This is a genomic window from Rickettsia bellii RML369-C (assembly GCF_000012385.1).
GTDB lineage: Bacteria > Pseudomonadota > Alphaproteobacteria > Rickettsiales > Rickettsiaceae > Rickettsia > Rickettsia bellii.
In genome coordinates, this window is record NC_007940.1 from 476378 (window position 1) to 495024 (window position 18647).

An 18647-nucleotide genomic window follows, 5' to 3' on the forward strand; every position below is an offset into this window, starting at 1 on the left:
ATCAAACAATTGAAATCTTTTAAAAATACCATTAAAATGGTTTCTATATTTTTGCATTTAAATCAAGTTTGTAAATTCATTTGTAATTTAGTAATTGGGATGTTACCCGCAAGTTTTACATAACAGGTAAGATCTTCTAGATTCATAATTTCAGATGGCATTACTAATAATTTTCTTTTCTCTAAGCTATGCATATTTACTCCATCACGCATGGAGTTAGCACCATAAGAGAGATTCTCTTGAGTTTCAATAATTTCTTGCTCACCAAGCATTAAAGCTGATTTATGTGCTGTTTGTTGATCACTTACCCGAAAAATAAATTTGCTACCAAATAAATCAAGCATTGAAGCTGTTCCAGCAGAACCATATATCTCCTCTAATTGATGAATGTTTTGCATACCTGCAACAACGCAGCCACCATATTTCCTGCTTTCAGCCAAAGCTATAGGGAGTGAAGATATCTTTTGTAAAGCTGGCAGCTCATCAATCACAAACCACATATTACTATGAGTATTATTGATGTTCCTATTCATTAATGCTTTTATCGCTATGCTAATCCATGCAGCAATAAGTGGTCGAAGCATTACTCTTTGATTAGGAGTACTAGTTATAAATAACCAACCTTTGTCCGCAGTAAACCACTTTCTAATACTAAACTCACCTTTAGGCTTTAAATGTTGCAACACTTCAATATTTTTACTAACAGTTGCTTGAATACCTGAAGAAGTCTCAGGGGCACTACTGCTAATTATACCAGATACTGCACTATTTTTAAAACTTTTTGCAAATTCTTTATTATTTGCATAAAGAATAGTATTTATTAGCTTTTTGATGTCTTTACTATCCTGATATAATCTTAATCCTTCAGCGAGTACCAACTCAGCACTTTTAGCAAAAAAATCATCTAATTTGGGATTATAGTTACTAAAGTTACTTGCCATATCATTATAATCCCAAATTTCATGACAATCATTCCAAGGCAACCAATGCTCTGTATTCTCTTGCAAAGGATTAAGTAGCTTATCACATTTGGGATCAAAAAATCGATCAGTAAAGCTACCTGTTAAATCAACAATAATTGCTCTACCTTGCTCTTTTCTAATCTGAGGTAATAGCTCATTTAACATATTAGTTTTACCACTACCAGTAGTACCGGTAATAAGAATATGCCTCCTTTCGCTATTTTTAACTAATGGCAATCCAGAAAAACAAATATTAGCAGCTTGTTTGTTTTTATGAAGCATTCTCGCTAAAGTTTTTGCTTCCACCAAATCTGCTCCCCTGATCTTATCTTGTATAACAGCTTTTTTACCTCGATACATAAAAAAGATGATGGCAGTAAACATGCTAATAGTAAAAACAATAATACCTTCTGGCCAAGCTGAATGCAATAAGAATTGCCCAAATTGATTGATATTATGCGAATGCGGTGTAACATGCCAAAATTTATGCACAAATTCTTCAGCATTACGATAAACCCAAGCTTTTTGTTCTAAATAATAGAATTTAATACCTATTTGGCTTATAGGGTAAAAATACTCTCCTATGGCAAGTTTTAATTGTGCGTATCGCTCTATGATAAAATAATATAAGCTTACTAAGGACAATTTCTGATATGTACGCCACATTAGCCAAACTACAGTAAATATTAATCCAATAGTTAAAGCATTAATACTGCCTTGCCCAAGCATTCTCATCTGATGAGCAAAAATCTGTGAACCACGAGTAAAATTATTTTGATTTTGTTGCATCAAATTACAAATTATCTTGCATTATCTTTAATTTTTCTTCAAACTCGTCAGCCATAAGATCATTACCTAGTTTTCTTAAAGCTTTAATTATTTCTGTATATTCTGTCATAAGATTAGGTTTATATTTAAGAGCTAAGTGAAAATTTACTTTAGCTTCTTTTTCTTTTCCCATGCTAATCAATGTAATTCCTTTTTCTAAGTAACTTTCAGCATAATCAGATTTATACTTAATAGCTAGATCATAGCTATTAATTGCTTCTTGATATTTACCTAATTTTCTAAGAGCTATTCCTTTTTCTAAGTATGATGCTGTATAAGTAGGATCATATTTGATTGCTAAATCACAATTCTCTATTGCTTCATGATATTTTTTTAATATGTTTAAAGAGATAGCCTTGTTATAGTATGCTTCTACACAATGGGGCTGATATTTTATAGCTATATCACAGGTTTCAATTGCTTCTTGATATTTTCCTAAGTTTATTAAAGCTGCACCCTTGTTGTTATAAGCATCTGCATAATCTGATTTATATTTAATAGCTAAATCAAAATTTTTTATTGCTTCTTGATGTTGCCATAAAGACATTAAGGATATTCCTTTATTATAATATGCTTCTGGATATCTTGGGTTATATTTTAAGGCAAGATCACAATTTTCTATTGCTTCTTGATGCTTTCCTAAATTACTTAAAGAATTACCTTTATTATTATATGCTACCGCAAAATGCAAATTATATTTTAGTGCAAGATCAAAATTTTTTATTGCTTCTTGATATCTACCTAATTTATTTAAAGAATTACCTTTATTATTATAGGCTTCTGTAAAACTAGAACCATATTTGATTGCTAAATTATAATATTGTATTGCTTCTTGATATTTTCCTAACTTAGCTAAGACCATTCCTTTATAGTTATAAGCATCTTCGTAGTCAGGTTTATATTTAATAGCTAAATCAAAATTTTTTATTGCTTCTTGATATTTTCCTAATTTATAAAAAGATTTACCAATATTTAAATATTCTTCAGCTAAAATATTTGAATCCTGAATTTTGCTTTGTTGCTCGATTTGTTGTTGTTTTGCATTAGTAGGATTGATCAAGTTTTCTGCAAAAGCACTACTGAAAAATATTAATGATAAGATAAATATGAATGCTAATTTTTCGATGTTTTGCATAAATTTTTTCTCAATTATTTTCATTTTTATGGCCTGGTAATTTAATATTTCTTTTCTTGATCGCTTTGCTACTTATTTCAAGATTATCTGCTATTTGCTGGCCAGTTCTGACAATCGTTGATTCAGGAGTTTTATTAAATTCATCTTCAATTTGTGCCTTCTTATCTTTTACTTTATCAGATAACTGCTCAAGAATCTTTACTTTTTCTATTTCATTATTATCTATACTCTGAATTAGCATTTGTTCTACATTTTTATCATAAACATCATTTCTTCTATCATCAATATTACTAATAGCAGCTTGGTCATTCAACTGTTTAGTATTTTTATCAAAACTTGATCGCAAGTTTTCTTTAGATGGAATATTGATGCTACTTACAGAACTTAAGTCTTGCGGTATAATATTATTGATTTTAGCTATATCTAAAGCGATTTGTTCGGCTTCTTGTTGGTGAGTACTTGCCCACATAGCAGCCTGCTCTTTGCTACTTACTCCAGGAATATTTTTGGCAATTATGCTATTTAATACTGATTCATTTAAATTACGATCAATAGAGGCAGAATTTTGTGCTATATAGTTCATGTTATAGCTTAATTGCTCGATATTTTGTTTAGTTCTAGTTATTTCTTGCCCTACAGATTGTTGCTCAGAGAAGTTACTATTAAGATTATTACTAAGTGATTGCAGATCACTATTTGTATGACCTAATCTGCCATCTTTAGTAGCACTTTTAATCTTAGATAATGCTTCATTATATGATTGCTGTTGATTTACTGATTTTCCTCGTTCTTTTCCTTGATCATTATCTGCTCGAACTGTTACTCCTCCTATGCTAGGTACATTTAAACCTATATTTGCACTAGTACTAGTTCCCTTTCTATTACTGCTACCAGTATGATCAGTAGCAGCGATGCTATCTGAATTCATCTGCTGCAAGGCTAGATACTGGCTATCAGTAATACCTATAGATTTTGCTTCTTCATAGCTTAATCTTTTTCCTATCTCAGTTGCCATAGAATTACCTGTAGTAGTTAAATTACTATATCTATCATTTAATGAGTCAAGATAACTTTGTGAGCTCATAAACTGAGATTGATAACTATCCTGTAATAATTTAGAAGAGCGGTAGTTATTAACAAGTGAGTCTACTGCTTGAGTCAGTACTTGTCTACCACTATCAGTACTGGTTACTCTCATTCCTCCATCATCAATAATTCCTCCTGCCAATTGTAAAGTTGGGGTAAGATTTTGCTGGGCAATTGTTCGATTACCGATGCTATAATTATCCATAGCAAGGTTATTATCAGCAATATTAGCACCAATATTACTTGCAACCGGTACTGGAGAAAATTGATTGGCCAAAGTAGTAGTTGCATGAGCACAAGCCTTTAATACTGCCCAGGATAACATCGGAACTGAAGCTGCTAACATCTGAAATGTTGCAAACTCATGCAACAGAATTTCTGAAAAACTCCCTTGCGATAAGATATTTAAACCAGTAAAGTGACTTGTGCCTTTACCAGCTAGGCTAATCATCCCTAAACAATGAATCACAGTAAAAAATACTGGCCAGCTGGTTACCCAAATGATTAATGTTATCCAAGTTTTAAAGATAGTATAACCACCGGGCAACATTGACATTGGAAATACTACGAAAATGAGACAAATTACCAAAGCAAAAAATACTGATTGTAAGATAGGCATGATATTTGCTGCCATCTCTCCTGCAATCAGGTAAGAAAAGGATTGCTGAAATAACCCGCGGGTCGCATTCATACTAACTAATTGAGGATATATTCTAGAAAGTGAGAATTTTTCTCTTAAATCATCATAAGCTTCACGATTAGCATTAAGTAGCATTGCTTGTCTCATCCACTGATGAATATCTGTTTGTTCTTTTTTAAGATATTTTAGAGTATCAGAGGTCATAGTTTTTAATCTGCTAGATAATATCTCTTGCCTATCAGAGCTAATGCCTATACCATTTGCAAATTTAGTTAATAACCTATCATTTAATTCTTTATTAATAGCTGCCTTAATCAAGGGAGTTACTTGCCTGCAGGTTTTAAAAGAAATAGCAGAATTACTTGGATCCTTATAATAAATACCAAAATTATTGGGCATATTTTGTTCGATAAAAGCAATGATGTCACTTGCTCTTTGTGCTTCTGCTTTTTTACCTAAAATATTACCAATTATATAAGGTTTCATAAAACATTGTCTTAAAAATTCTTTTGTATTGGTCAAAGTTACCGGATCCTCTATTTGAATGTCCTTGATTTTACCAATAGCTTTTGCTCCAAACATAATCCCATTCTTCCTGCTTGATAACCCTTCATCAGGTGGAAGTAAATGCTTTTCGAGCGTCTCTGATAAAGAGTAACTTATTTTTGATGATATAGAAGCAAAAAAAGCAATACCTACTGGGATATTATCAATTTTTACAGGAGCCTGCATTGATATTTCATCTTTAAGCCACACATTTGCTTTTGGAGCAAATAAAAAGATAAAAATAAATAAGGATGGAAAAAACCATTCCATAGCAAAAATACCAATATTACCTCTAAAAATAGCACGAGTTGCTGCCCAAATTCCACCAATTGTCAAAGCAAATTTACCTACTGGTGTAAAATACTCACTATTTGAGGCAAAGACTCTTCCTATGCCATTAAAAACTTGCCATAATATATCTCCTCCACCAAATGTATGTATTACGTAATCTGTCATATTCTTTTTATATTTTTATCTTCTTTGCTTATTTTTGTACCTGCTTATCTGCTTGCTCATCTAATTTTAATTTATACTTAAGCCCTCTCTTTAGCGATTAAATGTTGTTCTATTAATCTTGCTCTTCTATCAATCTGATCACTACTTGTTAGCATATTACTCCATTTTTCTTGAGCAAAAAGTTGCACTCTATCTAAAGCTTTTAAGTAAGCGGTTAAATGATGATCTGCTACTTGCTTTGATTTGAGCATAGTAACTGCTTTTCTTACCTCTGAGGTTACTTCCTTTAAATGCTGAAGTAAACTGTAACTAGCAACTAATTCTGAAGAACTATCTAAAATAGTAACTCCTGATATTGCTTCTAAAGTAATATAATCATATATTGGAAATGCTTCCCCTATTGAAGATAGGAAAGATATGTCTGCATTACTAAACTCGTTATTACTTGTAAGTTTGCTCTTTAATTCATCTAGTTTTGTTTTAGCCTTGCCTTGATATGATTGATCTAGAACAATAGTAATATTACGTCTTAGATCTGGGTTTAAACAATTACTATTATCACAAGTATAAATTGAGGCAGATTCTCCGCCTTTTAAATGAGCAATCCAGCTCTTTTCATCTTGAGCAAGTGACTCAAGGAAATATACATTATTATCTCGAACTATTATAGTTCCAGTCATGGACATGATGGCACTTCTCATATTTTCAGGGATTCCTGCTTTTTCTGCTGCCTTGATAAAAATATTATAATTTGTCAGCATTAATTCTGGATCTTGATTTTGGATATTCGCTAAAGCTTGTTTCTGCTCTAAATCACTACGACATTTTTTGCCGGCAGCAAAATAATCAAAGCCAGAGCTGGATTGTAAATCTCTGCAAACTGATTCTCTCATGGCTGAATCTTTAGGCAAAATGGAAGCGAAAATAGCTTTAGTCATTTCACAATCGCCCTTAGCAAATTGATTCATTTCCATAGCAAGATTTCTTAAATCTTTTAAGGCATTTTCTATTTGTGGAGCAAAAGTTTTAAGACCCAATGAAAATGCATAAGCTTTTGCTTGCGTACCAATATTTTTCATTAGCTGAACTAGCTCTTCACCTGAAATAATCGAAAAACTACCAAGATAAGAATCTATACCACTACAGCTCATGTTTAACGAGGGAGGGGTAATAGAAATCGGATTAAAAGATGTTTTATTAGTTCTAATAGATAACCCTCCTGCTGCATAATAATAGCCGGCAGCTTGGGATTGATATGAACCAGGTTTAGTGACATTAACGCTCATGCCTTGAAATACATCCTGTAAATCCCAAGCATAAGTTGTTGTTGTTTGTAACAATAAAATTATCATGAGAATATGCATCACATGCTTTATGTAGATTACTCTTCTAAACTTATTGTTACTGATCATAATCATTAACCTTTAGTCTATTATAGTGCTGAATTACCAATAAAATATTTTCAGCAATTTTATCTTCACTAATAATTCCTCTTGCAACTGGATATATTTGTATGCCGCTGCTATCGATTAAATATAATACCGGTACAAGCTTTGCAGGATTTAGTGTTTGTAACAAACCAGTATCTTTAATGGTTGGTATCCCTTGAAATCTAGTTTCACTATTACTTACAAAAATTAATTGAAAGCCATATTTATCTGCAAATTCTCTTACAATAGGGATAAATGCCTGGCAGTAATTACATCCTTGATTTACTTGCAGAATTAATCCCCAATTCTTAGCTAAAAATCTTAGTTTTTGGCTGCTGTCTTTATCTTGTCTTATCTCGTATAATTTTTTATGCAATGAATTTGCAGGTATATTCTCGTTTGTAAGACTATAATCAAGTAAGGTAGCAAGCTGCCACATGGTAGCAAATTTATATGATTTTTCTAAAATTTGTTTGTGTAACCTTTGAGCAATAATGACATTTTCAAGAGTAGGATCATCTAAGGCTTTACGCTTAGCTCTATTAAATTCCTTCTTTAAAGCTTCTATCCTTTGATCATAAAGCTCAAGTTCTGGCTCTTGCTTTTTTTGATCTTGAGAAAATTTTAATATTTCTGGCTTGTAAGCATGATCCTCATTATACCAAAGAAAACCTTTTGGTTGAGTGCTATCTTTTACTTCATTGTTGCTTGCTAAATCTAATCCTATCATTTTATTTATACTATTAGCATTTAAGTCTATAGTACCAGCAAATGCGTGATTTGACCAATCATTGATTAGTAACAATAAAATAATTACTAGTGATGTAATGGCTAGTGATGATTTAGTTATCGTGTTTACTAGCCACTTCATCATTTTAATAGGATAAATTTGAATCAGTATGATTATTATTAAATTTTTGTTGTTGCATTATAGGCATCTGGTTTTTTAGTTGCTGCGGAAAGTTCTTATTTATTTTACTTTTAGCATGATCAAGTAAATCACTAAATAGCTCCTCTAAATCAAATTTAGAAAAATCTATTCTTTGCAGCTCTTCTACTGTAAACCCACGACAATTAGCCTGCTGCCCTGTGCCAAAACTAATAGCTAATTGTTTTTTTCCTTGCTCTTGAAAAACTCTTGCAAGTTTTGAATTAAAACAACAATAAGTAGATTTTTTAGTAATACATGTCTTAAATATTTTATCTTTCTTAGCACAATATGTCCCAACATAGTTACACTGACCTTTTGCCCTTTTTAAGGCTAAGGCTTTTTCTTCTGCATTACACCGGCTCAGCCCTAAATCCTTACCCCAACCTTTGAATCCAGAGCAACAATTAAGAAAATTGCCAATATTTGTTTTGCGGCAACTGTTGGCATGACCTTTAAATACTGAAATCGGATTTGTCTGCATATCTTTTTTCATTTCATTTAACATTGCAAGATACCCAACACTCCCCATATCAGTATTTGGCACAATAGTTGCAGTATGACGATTCCCTCCTAAACAAAACATTTGTGATCCTGCTATAGAGGAGCTAAGCTCTTTTTTCTCATTAGAGCATATGTAATCTTTGTGCCATTGCAAACAGATACTAGCAGCTTGCCTAATGCAATTGCTCCTTGCAAGTTCACAACCTTGCTTCTTTAAATGATCACACCCATATTTTGGCTCACTACTACATTGATATTTAATTTGCTCGCTCCAGCATGGACGATTAACATTATATTGATTAAAAAACAACTTATTACCAGCTTCAAGACATATGCGATTTATTTCATGGCATTCATTTTCCTCAACTAAAGCTTCTGAAAGCTCATTTACTATTTGGAAGTACTCACCTTTTTCTCTAAATACTTTAATCTTATCACGATATTTATAAGTAAAAACATATCTATCCCATTTTACTATATCACCATCCCAGGCTTCAGTTAATGCTCCTTCTCCTTGAGGAGAAATGCCGATATATGTATCAATATGATCAAGGGAAGTATTTAACTTAGCAACAATAGCTGCTCTCACTTCTTCCATTATGATCTGATTATTATGCATATGCATGCTGTATATTGTTTTACGCTTACCTAAACGTCTTTTCTTCTTCCAAAAGACAGGATAAAGCCAGTGACGATAACTGTTACTTATCTCAAGACCTGAAAATGCTATTGCTTTATCTTGCCAATCACCCCATTTATCTATTAATTCAGCATCTAGTATAAGATTCCTGATAACATCTATTTCAAATTCTACCCCTTCACAGCAACTCTTATTAATTTTGGTTTTAATTACTTTTTCACTAACATTAAGTGCAGTCCCTTCTGTATGCCTTAATGGCTCTGCCTCAATCTTAGCTGAATTACTAATTACGGGATTGTTAGGATTAAGGTCATATTCTTGCATTGCATTTATTTTCTTCAGCTCACTTTGTTGCAGTAATTGCCCTTGTGCAGAGTTATTTAACATAACACTACCTTGATTTGTTAAGTCTTGATCATTCATTTTACTTAAATTTGATATATTTACCTCTTTATCAAATATTATCTTATTGCCTATTTGATCAGGATTACCAAGCTTAATACTGTGTTCATACTGTCTGGCACTATTATAACTATCCTCCATAGTAGCAGAGTAAGAACTGATCGCATTCATCACTAAAGTAACTAACATAATAATATTAATACTTTGTCTCACATTTGTTCCTCTTGCATTATCTGCAATGCATCATTTAATCCTATATGACCTGCTAGTTTTTTAACTTTGCCTTGGTTATTATCTATCACTACTATCGGTACAGAAGTAATTTGATATTTCTCAAATAGATTTGGATCAATATCAAAGCTAATACCAATTTCATTAGCTTTTGCTTTAGTTTCTAAAAAAGAATTATTTTTTAGACCTCGCATTACAAGTCTTGCTCCTTCTTGTTCTGCTTCAATATAATAACTCTTTAATGCTGAATCAGGCATTGAAAATGAAACAAAAATATAGATATTATTATATGTGTTAGGCTCTAATTTAGGTTGTAGTATATTATGTAATAATACTTCTGGTTGTGCCAAAGAACTTGTTCCACCTAATATTAGTAAACAAGTTAAAATTATTGCCTTTAAGTTAAATTGCATATCTCTATATTTGTAAATTTAGCTTCTACATCATCATTATAAAATCAAAAGAGACAGCAACTGCGTTTACGCCAAATCAAATAACCAAAATCCTCACCTTTAACTGGGAATTCGCGTGCACCCTGCCAGGTAGTTTCAGTCTCACCAATCTTTTTACAAGAATGAATTTCCGTTATAGGATAAGTCATCTGCAGTCTATATTGGCACTTTTTGATTATTGGCATTGGATATTTACCACATAATCCTTCTCTTCCCATATAGCCCCAGAGTAATAATTCTCTATGTAACTTAGCCATAAATTTAGCTACTATTAATGCAGAAGTTCCAACTCCGCCATTATAAGAGCTAGTTGTACCGGTAAAGGGATAAAGAGAACCTTGACAGCCTGAACACCAAAACATCCCATCATTAGAAAGACTACCAGAACTAGAGCTCATGCAATCAGCTATACATGCACTTTGAGCTGCAATATTGCCAAATAATAAACTCTCAGGATTTAATATTGCAGATTTAGCATCATCTCCCCATAACAGATCAAATTCAGTTAAATATGCTACGTCAACTTGTGACATCTCTAAACAAGCAAAATCAAGTAATATCTCAAGCCAGTAAATAACCGGATATATATACCAATGTACATGATAAAAGCTACTTCCCTCTATATCATCCTTAACTCCTTTTTGCATGCTAGTACCAAGGTTAATACCACCAAGGCTTACCATACACATAGGAGATTTCGTTACATCAACAAGTCTTACCGGTTCCCAGAATCCAATTGGAATACCAGGAATTGGCATAGGAATGCCGGCTTTAGGGCAAAAACAAATTATTTGCCTTGGGTTATTAGTATCAGCCATAGGGCTTGGCACTACTTTTACTCCTCCGATAGTAATTGGAAATAAACATTTCCAGCAAATATCAGTTATTGGATTTACAAATCTTCCTACGCAGCCAATCGATGCATAACTATAATTACCAAGCAAAATAATTATAATAAACATTATTAACTTCATTATTACTTGTATATTTCAGAAGTTATTAAATCTGTATTTGCTTGACAACCTACCTTTGCTTGCTCTGCTATCATATTATTTTTCTCACCTGCGATTAGATATACTACTTCTCCACTAGATTTTACTATTGCATGCACCTTACCTTGTAATACATGATCTATTATCTTTTCTAAATTTTGCTTTGCTTCTGATAATTGCCACTTCTTCATAGATTACCTCCGGATTTTATCAGTTTTTATTCACACCTTAATTTTTACTTAAATACTATAACATTTTAATTAATATTGATTTCGCTAATTTTAAGTAATTTACCTTCCTGCCGGGCAATAGCCGGTACTGCTTTTATTTTAAAACGAGTAGTAAGCACGCCACCTTGATCAAAAAACACTGGCTTATTTAACTTTTGTGCTAGCTTAATAGGATTGCCACTCGTGAGTACTAATTTTCCTATTTTTGATTTAGCCCACTTAACTTGCTGCTCATCATCACCATCAATAAATATTAAAGCTTTTCCCCAGCTTATTTTCTCCAAAGGATTTACATTTGTGCCAACTTTTACTATGATGTTTCCTGCTTGATCTTTTACATCTGTCTTTTGTATAAAGCTCGGATCATAGTGCCAATTTCGGTTTATGCTTGCTTTTGCTAGAGCCAATACCGGAGTTGGTCTTGATATTTTTTGCTGTACCTTATTTTTAAATTCTTCCTGCATTTTCTCTAAAACGCCATTTTGTTTTGCTATTTGAAGTTTAGCCATAATGACCTCTAGTAATGACTCTTCAATAATTGGAAATACATGACCTTGGACTTCATAATCTCTAATTTCTATTTTAGAATTATTATCTATGCTTATAGCCAAATTATTATTGTGTGCATTTACATAACTTACCTTCAACATAATAACAAATAAAACAAAGGAACTTATAATAATAATTTTTAGATCTAAATACCCTGTCATATTTTGCCACGTTTTTAAGCTGTTAGCAACGGAAGTAAAATGATACAGAACAACGGATAAAAATTGATACAGTATTATCATTCAAAATTTATGCTATGTTGCTCCAAGATGATTTTAACCCCTATAAAAGTATATTTTGATAAGGAATAACTGTAATAATATCTCAATATTAAGCAATTAATTATTCAACATAGCATAGTGTGTGCTGTATTAATTTTCAACCATTGTAATATTAGAAATCTGTATCATTTTTCAGCCGGTATTGACAAAAAAAACTCTCTCATCCAGTATATTATTGATGGCATCTGTAACGCTCATTCCTGCGATCATTCTATCTTCTATGGCTTGGTAATCCCTAGCATTAGTAGATGTTAGCATCAGAGTAAATGGGTCTAACATTAACCTTGCTACAACTCCGTTAACACTTGGTCCATAAATCGCTGCTTCACTATAATGCGGCGGGTTTGAATGAATTGATTGTAGTAAATTTAGCTTCCAGTCCTCATCGACAAAACCTGCAAGCTTAGGGCTTGCTCTCATTGCTTTAAAGCTCTCAGGATTTTGCTTTAAAATAACTTTATGTGATGAGTTCTCAAAAGCTTTTTCAGCTGCTGATCCTTCCTCTCTAAAGTAATCAGTTAATTGCTGAGTAGCAAGAGTAATTGAGCCGTTATATTTTCTTGCAATTCTTCCTGCTTCTTCAATAAATTCTCCAGATCTTTTGCCAGATAGTAATTTCCATGCTTCATCAATCATGATTAGAAAAGGACGCTTCCTATCACCTTTAACCATGCTCTGGTTAATATGAACAATCATGATTTGTACAATTACTGCAAGTAGTGCCGGGCTACTACGAAGATGATCAGTTTCAATTACTACTATATCTGCGTTTAAGGATAATTTTGCCTTACCACTAAAAAACTTGCCATATTGTCCATCTCTGGTGAACGGAAATAACATATTACCAAGTTCCTGTGCGTAAGATTCTTCTCTTTTAAGCAACCAATCTGCTATGTCAGTTATCTCAACTTTATTGCCTTTTTCTTGCCACACAGCTATTAACGCCTTTTGCAGCATTGGTTGTTGCAAATCATTAGTTCCATATTGCGGAGCTGCCATAGTAGCTAGAATCGATGGAAAACTTGCTAAAAAATCTGCCTGTGCTTCAATTGAGCCTTCGCTGCCGTCTGCTGGAATTTCTGAAAATGGATTAATAGAAATAGGATTTTTTACATCAAATTCAATATAATTACCGCCCAGTAGCAAACAGGTTCTTTTAAATGATCTACCATAATCAAGAACAAACACTTTGCCGCCAGTGCCTAAGACCGATAGCATTAGTTCTTGCATAAACACTGACTTACCAGAGCCTGGCACTCCTGCTATACAAAGATTAAAATTTTCATTTGGAGTTGCAGCTGTGCTATATAAATTTGAGCCAATTAATGCTGAGCCAAAGGGAGACCAATACATTATCTGTCCTCTTCTACCAGTAAGCAGCATTCCAGGAGAGCTTAAATCCCCTTTCCATTCACCAATAATAGGAAGTAACACCTTACTTTCTGAAGCAATAGTTTTTATGCCTCTACCAAGATTTGATAATGCTATGCCAACTCCCCGAGTCTTTTTATTAAATATGTTATTGAATCTATTAAATTTACCCACTAAAGAATTAGGTGCTGCTTCAACTAACTGCATCGGTAAACTAGCAAGTACCACCGCTAAATGATCATATTTACAAGGGACAAAATACCAACCACTTCGACGAAGCTGTGAGCAAAACTGTGATGCTGCCCCTTTGGCTTTGTTCTTCTTATCCCACATAATGACATTTAAGTGGATATTTACTACTCTATCGCCACTTTGCAAGCACGCTACTGCTCCTGCTAAATCTTGTGCTTCACTAGCTAAGTTAGGAAAGAATTTACCCATCCCAGCATTAATATTTCTCTCTAAAGCTTCTCTTTTAGTAATTGCTGCTGTTTTTGCTATCACTTGATTAGGCACTATTTGCAAACCAAAATGAATCAGAAAATTTGATCTAATATATTCATCTCGTCTTAGCTCATTACCTAAAAACAAATCCATGGCTGATAAAAGCCACTCTGCCGGTCTTTTTCCTGCCTCTAAGCTTATAAATATTTGATTATCATTAAGACTTACATAATCTTCCTTTTCATATAAAGAAAAATTACCAGGTAAAATCTGCTCAGATAATATTTCATAAGGATTAAGTTCAGGATGTTCTTCTTCCCTCCAACCAAATATTAAACGGACAAATTTTAATAGCAATGTTGCCTCAACATTGTAAGTAGCAAGCCCAATTGATTTAAATGTATCTTGCAATACTTCTCTTCTTCGTATCATCTCATTAATATCAATCGTCAGCGTCGGAATAGTTACGGAAATTAATAACACGACATCTTTGATATTCCCCTCTGCCTTTGCTTTTTGCTCTAAAAATTTTGTTCTTCTACTACTAAGCTCAGCAAAAATTGTCCCTTTTCTATGTAATTGCCAGTTATCTAGATATTCTCTTATATGATCAGAGCCAATCATCAATATTTGAAAACTACTTCCTGCCGGTAAATTCTCATCACTTTTTAAAAATTCAGCTATCTCTCCTTGAGCTTGCAAGCTTGTCCCAACCAGTGGCCAGCCAAGCAGGACAAATCCTACTGAAGCTCTATTAAAAAACAAGCTACTCTCCTCATCATATGATTCATAAACAAAATGTTTAGCTAGTCTTTCCCGAGCAAAATCTTTATCAATTCCTGATATCATTATTATACCTTCCAAAGCATCTAGTAGAGCATATCGATTTAAAATTAGGCTTGTCATTATTATTATTTGGATTAAACATATTCTGATCAGCCATTTTATTTACTTCATATAAAGCTTTACATTTTAGTCCTTGGGGCAGCGGGCAATCAAAATCGCTTCTATATGGCATCAACTTACAATTAGCAACGCTAAAGCTTAACATCGATAACAAAAGCAGATTAATTATTTTATTATTCATTAAAAATTACCCGGATGTTGTTGTTCTGACTGCAAATCAATATCCGTCATCTCATAATCATCATTATCCCGAGTAAAACGTTCTTGCAATTTAGTTTTTGCCTTAGTAAAACTTGTCACTTTATTCCCGGCATAATTTTGATAATTACTACATTTTGCTTCCTTTTGCGAATAATCAGTAGTAGTTGGTGGTAGTACTCTATCTACTTTAGCAGCTTCTTTATTCTCTCTTAAATTAAAACCTTTTCTAAATACAACATCTATTACTCTACCTGAAGTGACAACAATTACCGGACTCATACTTTCTGCTCGTTTAATTGCAAAATCAGCAAGCTTTTCTAAAGCATTACCGGTACCGGAATAAACACCGGCTTTAAGAGAGTCAGCAGCTTTTAAGGCATTTTGCTGACCGGTAATCGGTGACACCGGAAATATGCCATTGCTTGCCTGGTTCTGAAAAAATTGTGCTATCCCGCCAAGTACGCCGTTAAGCACCGCCATCCTTGCTACATCTGATGATCTATCAACAACTATCCCTTTAATTCCAGGTCTACCATCTTCTCCTATTAACCATCCTTCTACCGGTTTTTCAATGATCTCTCCATTACTATTTAGTAAAGATACCGTCTCTAACCGGCATTTAGCCCGCTCCGATGATATATCCCCGCTGCAAGAACCAATTAAAATTGCTTCTTTGATTTGCTCCGTTTTATAGCCTTTAGAAAAAATAGCTGTATCAACAAGCCTTATCATTATGGGCTCAGGCGAAGCTGCATTATTAGTGCCAGTTCCAACCACCACACCAGTAAGCAGCACCCCCCGTGCAAAGCTACCAGTAGTAATATAATCTTTAAAATCTTTTTTGAGTTCCACATCAGCTCTTTTTACGTAACCAAGTAATCTTTTTACTGGAGCAGTAGGAGCAGCAGCAATGCTTTGCTCAAAGTTATTATCTAATAAATCTTCTATCTTTTGATCATTATTAAAATCATTGCCATCATATAATATAGTTTCTTTAAGAGGCTTCTCTAATGATTCTAACTTTTGACTAAAATCATCAATTTTAGTTTTAGTTTCTAAATATTTATTCTCTATTAGCTTTTCCAAATGATTCTGCATGTTTTTGACTTCATTTAATATTTCTGCAGTCCATTTAGCCCTTGGATCTATTGCCTGCTCTATCCCTGATATTTCCCTTGATTGTCTATCTTCTTGTAAACCTCGGGAAGTTTTGACCTCATTTTCGGCAAATTCATAAAATACCAAAACCATTATCACGCCTATGCAAGCTAAAGTTACTAATGGTCTGTTTTTAATTATCTCTATGAGTTCTGATAATCTTTTACTAAATGTAGATGGTAATTTATGATCCTCTACTGTACTTTGTAATTCTTCCTGCTTATTGAACTCTTGATCCATTGCTTTTAATCAATATCCTAATTATCTAACTGATTTTCATACCACTAGAGACCCACTCTAAATAAAACCCTAAAATAATACCAATAGCAACGATTGCTCCAGCAAGCCTTAAATTACCCCTGACCACTGCCCAGATTGATGACAAAATCGTTGCTCCTGATATCCCGATAGTTTTCAGTTTACCGGTAGAGAGTCCACCAATGCGGTCTAACTGTCCTTCTAATGTTTCTCCTAAAGCTACTTCAGATAGTATCACATTTACACAAAAAATTAATAATACCGGCAATAAAGGATATATTATTCTTAAACACTGTTTTTTATTTTCTTTTTCTATTACATCTTTGTTTTTTACATTCATGATGCTTCTCTTCTTTGTTATTAGTTAACTTTATTACTTCTTGTTCTAAACCAAACTTAATAAGTCTAATTGGTGTTGGTTTGATTTTAGTAAAATTCAACATTAAATCTTGGACCGTACCATTTTCTCCAATTAGAGTGAGATACAGTTTACTGCTATCTTGCTGTGGCAAAATAAATAAACAACCTGAATTATGCACTGCTACTTCTGCGGCGATTTGAGGATGAATAAAAATATCATTGATCTTTTCTCCTTCTATGTTAATTCTAGTTGGAGCATCTTTAGCTATTTGCAGCTCTAACAAAGAATCAGCATGTAACATATAGCTTATCCCATAAGCATTACTACTAAAGCTTGCAAGCATTATTCCAATAAACACTACTAAGATTTGTAACTCTGACTTCAAACTTTTCATTACTTATTTACCTCTTCTTCTTTAATTCCTGTAAGTAATAATAAATGATTTGCTCCTCGCTTATAGGTTAACAAATAAGTTTTATCAGTTGCTATATGCTTATTCTCAGAAAACCAATAACGAAATGTTCCATTAATTAATACTCCATCCTCAATGACTTTTACCTTTTTAGGAAAAAATACTGAGCAAATTCCAGAGCCCTTAACAAAATCTAAATGTTCCTTAAAAAATTTATCCAGCTGCTCTGTATTACTAGACACCACCTTCATATCTGCTATTTGCCTCTCTACTTCCTCAGGCGAAGTAGTAAATAATTCCTTCATTACAAACACTGCCCATTCTTTAAGATAAGTCTCATGATAGCTTTTGGATGATACTATCATCCGACGATCTGGCTCTATTGCTGGAATTAATAACCATTTTTCTTCCGTGCTAATTGTTTTAATCATCCCAAGAAGACTCGTAACTGCAAGCAGCAATGTAATAAGCAATAATCTCTTATTATATTTAACTAGCTGCTGAACCCCGCTTTGCTTAAATAAATGATCCATTACTTACCTACCTTTTTACCAAGTAAATTAGGATAAGAAGTAGGAGCATATAGCCATTTCTTAGCGACTAAATAACTCTTAAGTACAAAATATTCCGATAATTTTTTAAACTTCTTAAATGCATAACAAAGTACAACTCCAGCTATAATGCATATCATCCCAAGCTTAGCATGTCCGCTATTCAGTAACACTATCCCAGGTACTATACCAAGTAAGATAACTAACCACTCATCTAAGCTTAAGGCCATATATTTTAGGGGAGTAGAGAGTGACCAATATAATCTTTGATTAGCACAATTATTATTCATATTAATTAAGTGATATTTCCATTAATAGATAAGTTTTGCTAGTCATGACATTAACATCCTAATTTTTACATTGCCAGTGGAGTTTTAAGCCATAATAAAAAAAACTGTAATTCATATAAAACTGTGGATATCTGGAGATAGAATCTATAGCTCTATCCATGAATTTGTTGATAACTAGCAGTAATTTTGCTAATATTAACGAAATAAATTATTGGTGAGTTGTGTATGTTTAGAAATGATGTAGAGTTAAAACTAGAATGTTTAAAACTTGCTATCCAGTCTTGCTGTAGTTATGATGCTGTGGATATTGCAAAACAATATTATCGTTTCCTTATAGAAAATAATGAAAATGTACCAATTCAATTTTCTATCAATAAAGTAAGTTTAAATTAGGTTTATTATT

General features: G+C 33.0%; 18 protein-coding genes. 1 reads left to right on the forward strand and 17 read right to left on the reverse strand.

Annotated features, from left to right (window positions below):
- Positions 1-62 precede the first annotated feature (62 nt).
- The 17 genes from RBE_RS02175 to RBE_RS02255 all read right to left on the reverse strand — a co-directional run bounded on the left by RBE_RS02175 (position 63) and on the right by RBE_RS02255 (position 18244).
- Positions 63-1751, reverse strand: a complete 1689-nt coding sequence (locus RBE_RS02175) for a type IV secretion system DNA-binding domain-containing protein (RefSeq protein ID WP_008579926.1) — start codon at positions 1749-1751, stop codon at positions 63-65.
- 4 nt (positions 1752-1755) lie between these two features.
- Positions 1756-2925: a tetratricopeptide repeat protein gene (locus RBE_RS02180; protein WP_371256136.1), complete on the reverse strand. Its 1170-nt coding sequence runs from the start codon at positions 2923-2925 to the stop codon at positions 1756-1758.
- A 10-nt stretch (positions 2926-2935) separates the two neighbouring features.
- A complete protein-coding gene (locus tag RBE_RS02185) occupies positions 2936-5653 on the reverse strand; it encodes a conjugal transfer protein TraG N-terminal domain-containing protein (RefSeq protein ID WP_008579923.1) in 2718 nt (905 codons plus the stop codon).
- A gap of 77 nt (positions 5654-5730) precedes the next feature.
- Entirely contained in the window at positions 5731-7065 is a 1335-nt protein-coding gene (locus RBE_RS02190; protein WP_008579921.1) for a conjugal transfer protein TraH, read from the reverse strand.
- On the reverse strand, positions 7055-7957 hold the full coding sequence (locus RBE_RS02195; protein ID WP_011477109.1) for a conjugal transfer protein TraF: 903 nt from the start codon (positions 7955-7957) through the stop codon (positions 7055-7057). Before RBE_RS02195 ends, RBE_RS02190 begins: the two co-directional genes overlap by 11 nt.
- A 1-nt stretch (position 7958) precedes the next feature.
- On the reverse strand, positions 7959-9746 hold the full coding sequence (gene traN / locus RBE_RS02200; RefSeq protein ID WP_187145756.1) for a conjugal transfer protein TraN: 1788 nt from the start codon (positions 9744-9746) through the stop codon (positions 7959-7961).
- Between the two features lie 20 nt (positions 9747-9766).
- Positions 9767-10201 (reverse strand): type-F conjugative transfer system pilin assembly protein TrbC, encoded by a 435-nt coding sequence (trbC, locus tag RBE_RS02205; RefSeq protein ID WP_008579918.1) that lies wholly within the window; start codon positions 10199-10201, stop codon positions 9767-9769.
- 44 nt (positions 10202-10245) lie between these two features.
- The gene (gene traU / locus RBE_RS02210; protein WP_008579917.1) at positions 10246-11214 is read right to left on the reverse strand and encodes a conjugal transfer pilus assembly protein TraU; all 969 of its coding nucleotides are present in this window, start codon (positions 11212-11214) and stop codon (positions 10246-10248) included.
- A 2-nt stretch (positions 11215-11216) separates the two neighbouring features.
- Positions 11217-11423, reverse strand: coding sequence for a type II toxin-antitoxin system prevent-host-death family antitoxin (locus RBE_RS02215; RefSeq protein ID WP_008579916.1), 207 nt, complete (start codon positions 11421-11423; stop codon positions 11217-11219).
- A gap of 65 nt (positions 11424-11488) precedes the next feature.
- Positions 11489-12172, reverse strand: coding sequence for a type-F conjugative transfer system protein TraW (gene traW / locus RBE_RS02220; RefSeq protein ID WP_041804629.1), 684 nt, complete (start codon positions 12170-12172; stop codon positions 11489-11491).
- A 252-nt stretch (positions 12173-12424) separates the two neighbouring features.
- Entirely contained in the window at positions 12425-14956 is a 2532-nt protein-coding gene (locus RBE_RS02225; RefSeq protein ID WP_012152046.1) for a TraC family protein, read from the reverse strand.
- Entirely contained in the window at positions 14940-15194 is a 255-nt protein-coding gene (locus tag RBE_RS02230; RefSeq protein ID WP_008579913.1) for a hypothetical protein, read from the reverse strand. Before RBE_RS02230 ends, RBE_RS02225 begins: the two co-directional genes overlap by 17 nt.
- Positions 15194-16612 (reverse strand): TraB/VirB10 family protein, encoded by a 1419-nt coding sequence (locus RBE_RS02235; protein ID WP_011477113.1) that lies wholly within the window; start codon positions 16610-16612, stop codon positions 15194-15196. Before RBE_RS02235 ends, RBE_RS02230 begins: the two co-directional genes overlap by 1 nt.
- 25 nt (positions 16613-16637) lie before the next feature.
- Positions 16638-16970, reverse strand: a complete 333-nt coding sequence (locus RBE_RS02240) for a hypothetical protein (RefSeq protein ID WP_008579911.1) — start codon at positions 16968-16970, stop codon at positions 16638-16640.
- Positions 16930-17385, reverse strand: coding sequence for a hypothetical protein (locus RBE_RS02245; protein ID WP_011477114.1), 456 nt, complete (start codon positions 17383-17385; stop codon positions 16930-16932). The genes RBE_RS02240 and RBE_RS02245 overlap by 41 nt, the downstream gene beginning before the upstream one ends.
- Positions 17385-17936: a TraE/TraK family type IV conjugative transfer system protein gene (locus RBE_RS02250; protein WP_008579909.1), complete on the reverse strand. Its 552-nt coding sequence runs from the start codon at positions 17934-17936 to the stop codon at positions 17385-17387. The genes RBE_RS02245 and RBE_RS02250 overlap by 1 nt, the downstream gene beginning before the upstream one ends.
- A complete protein-coding gene (locus RBE_RS02255) occupies positions 17936-18244 on the reverse strand; it encodes a hypothetical protein (RefSeq protein ID WP_008579908.1) in 309 nt (102 codons plus the stop codon). Before RBE_RS02255 ends, RBE_RS02250 begins: the two co-directional genes overlap by 1 nt.
- Before the next feature lie 225 nt (positions 18245-18469).
- Here RBE_RS02255 and RBE_RS08840 point away from each other — a divergent pair, with 225 nt between their 5' ends.
- Positions 18470-18637: a hypothetical protein gene (locus RBE_RS08840; protein ID WP_008579907.1), complete on the forward strand. Its 168-nt coding sequence runs from the start codon at positions 18470-18472 to the stop codon at positions 18635-18637.
- The last annotated feature ends 10 nt before the right edge of the window (positions 18638-18647 follow it).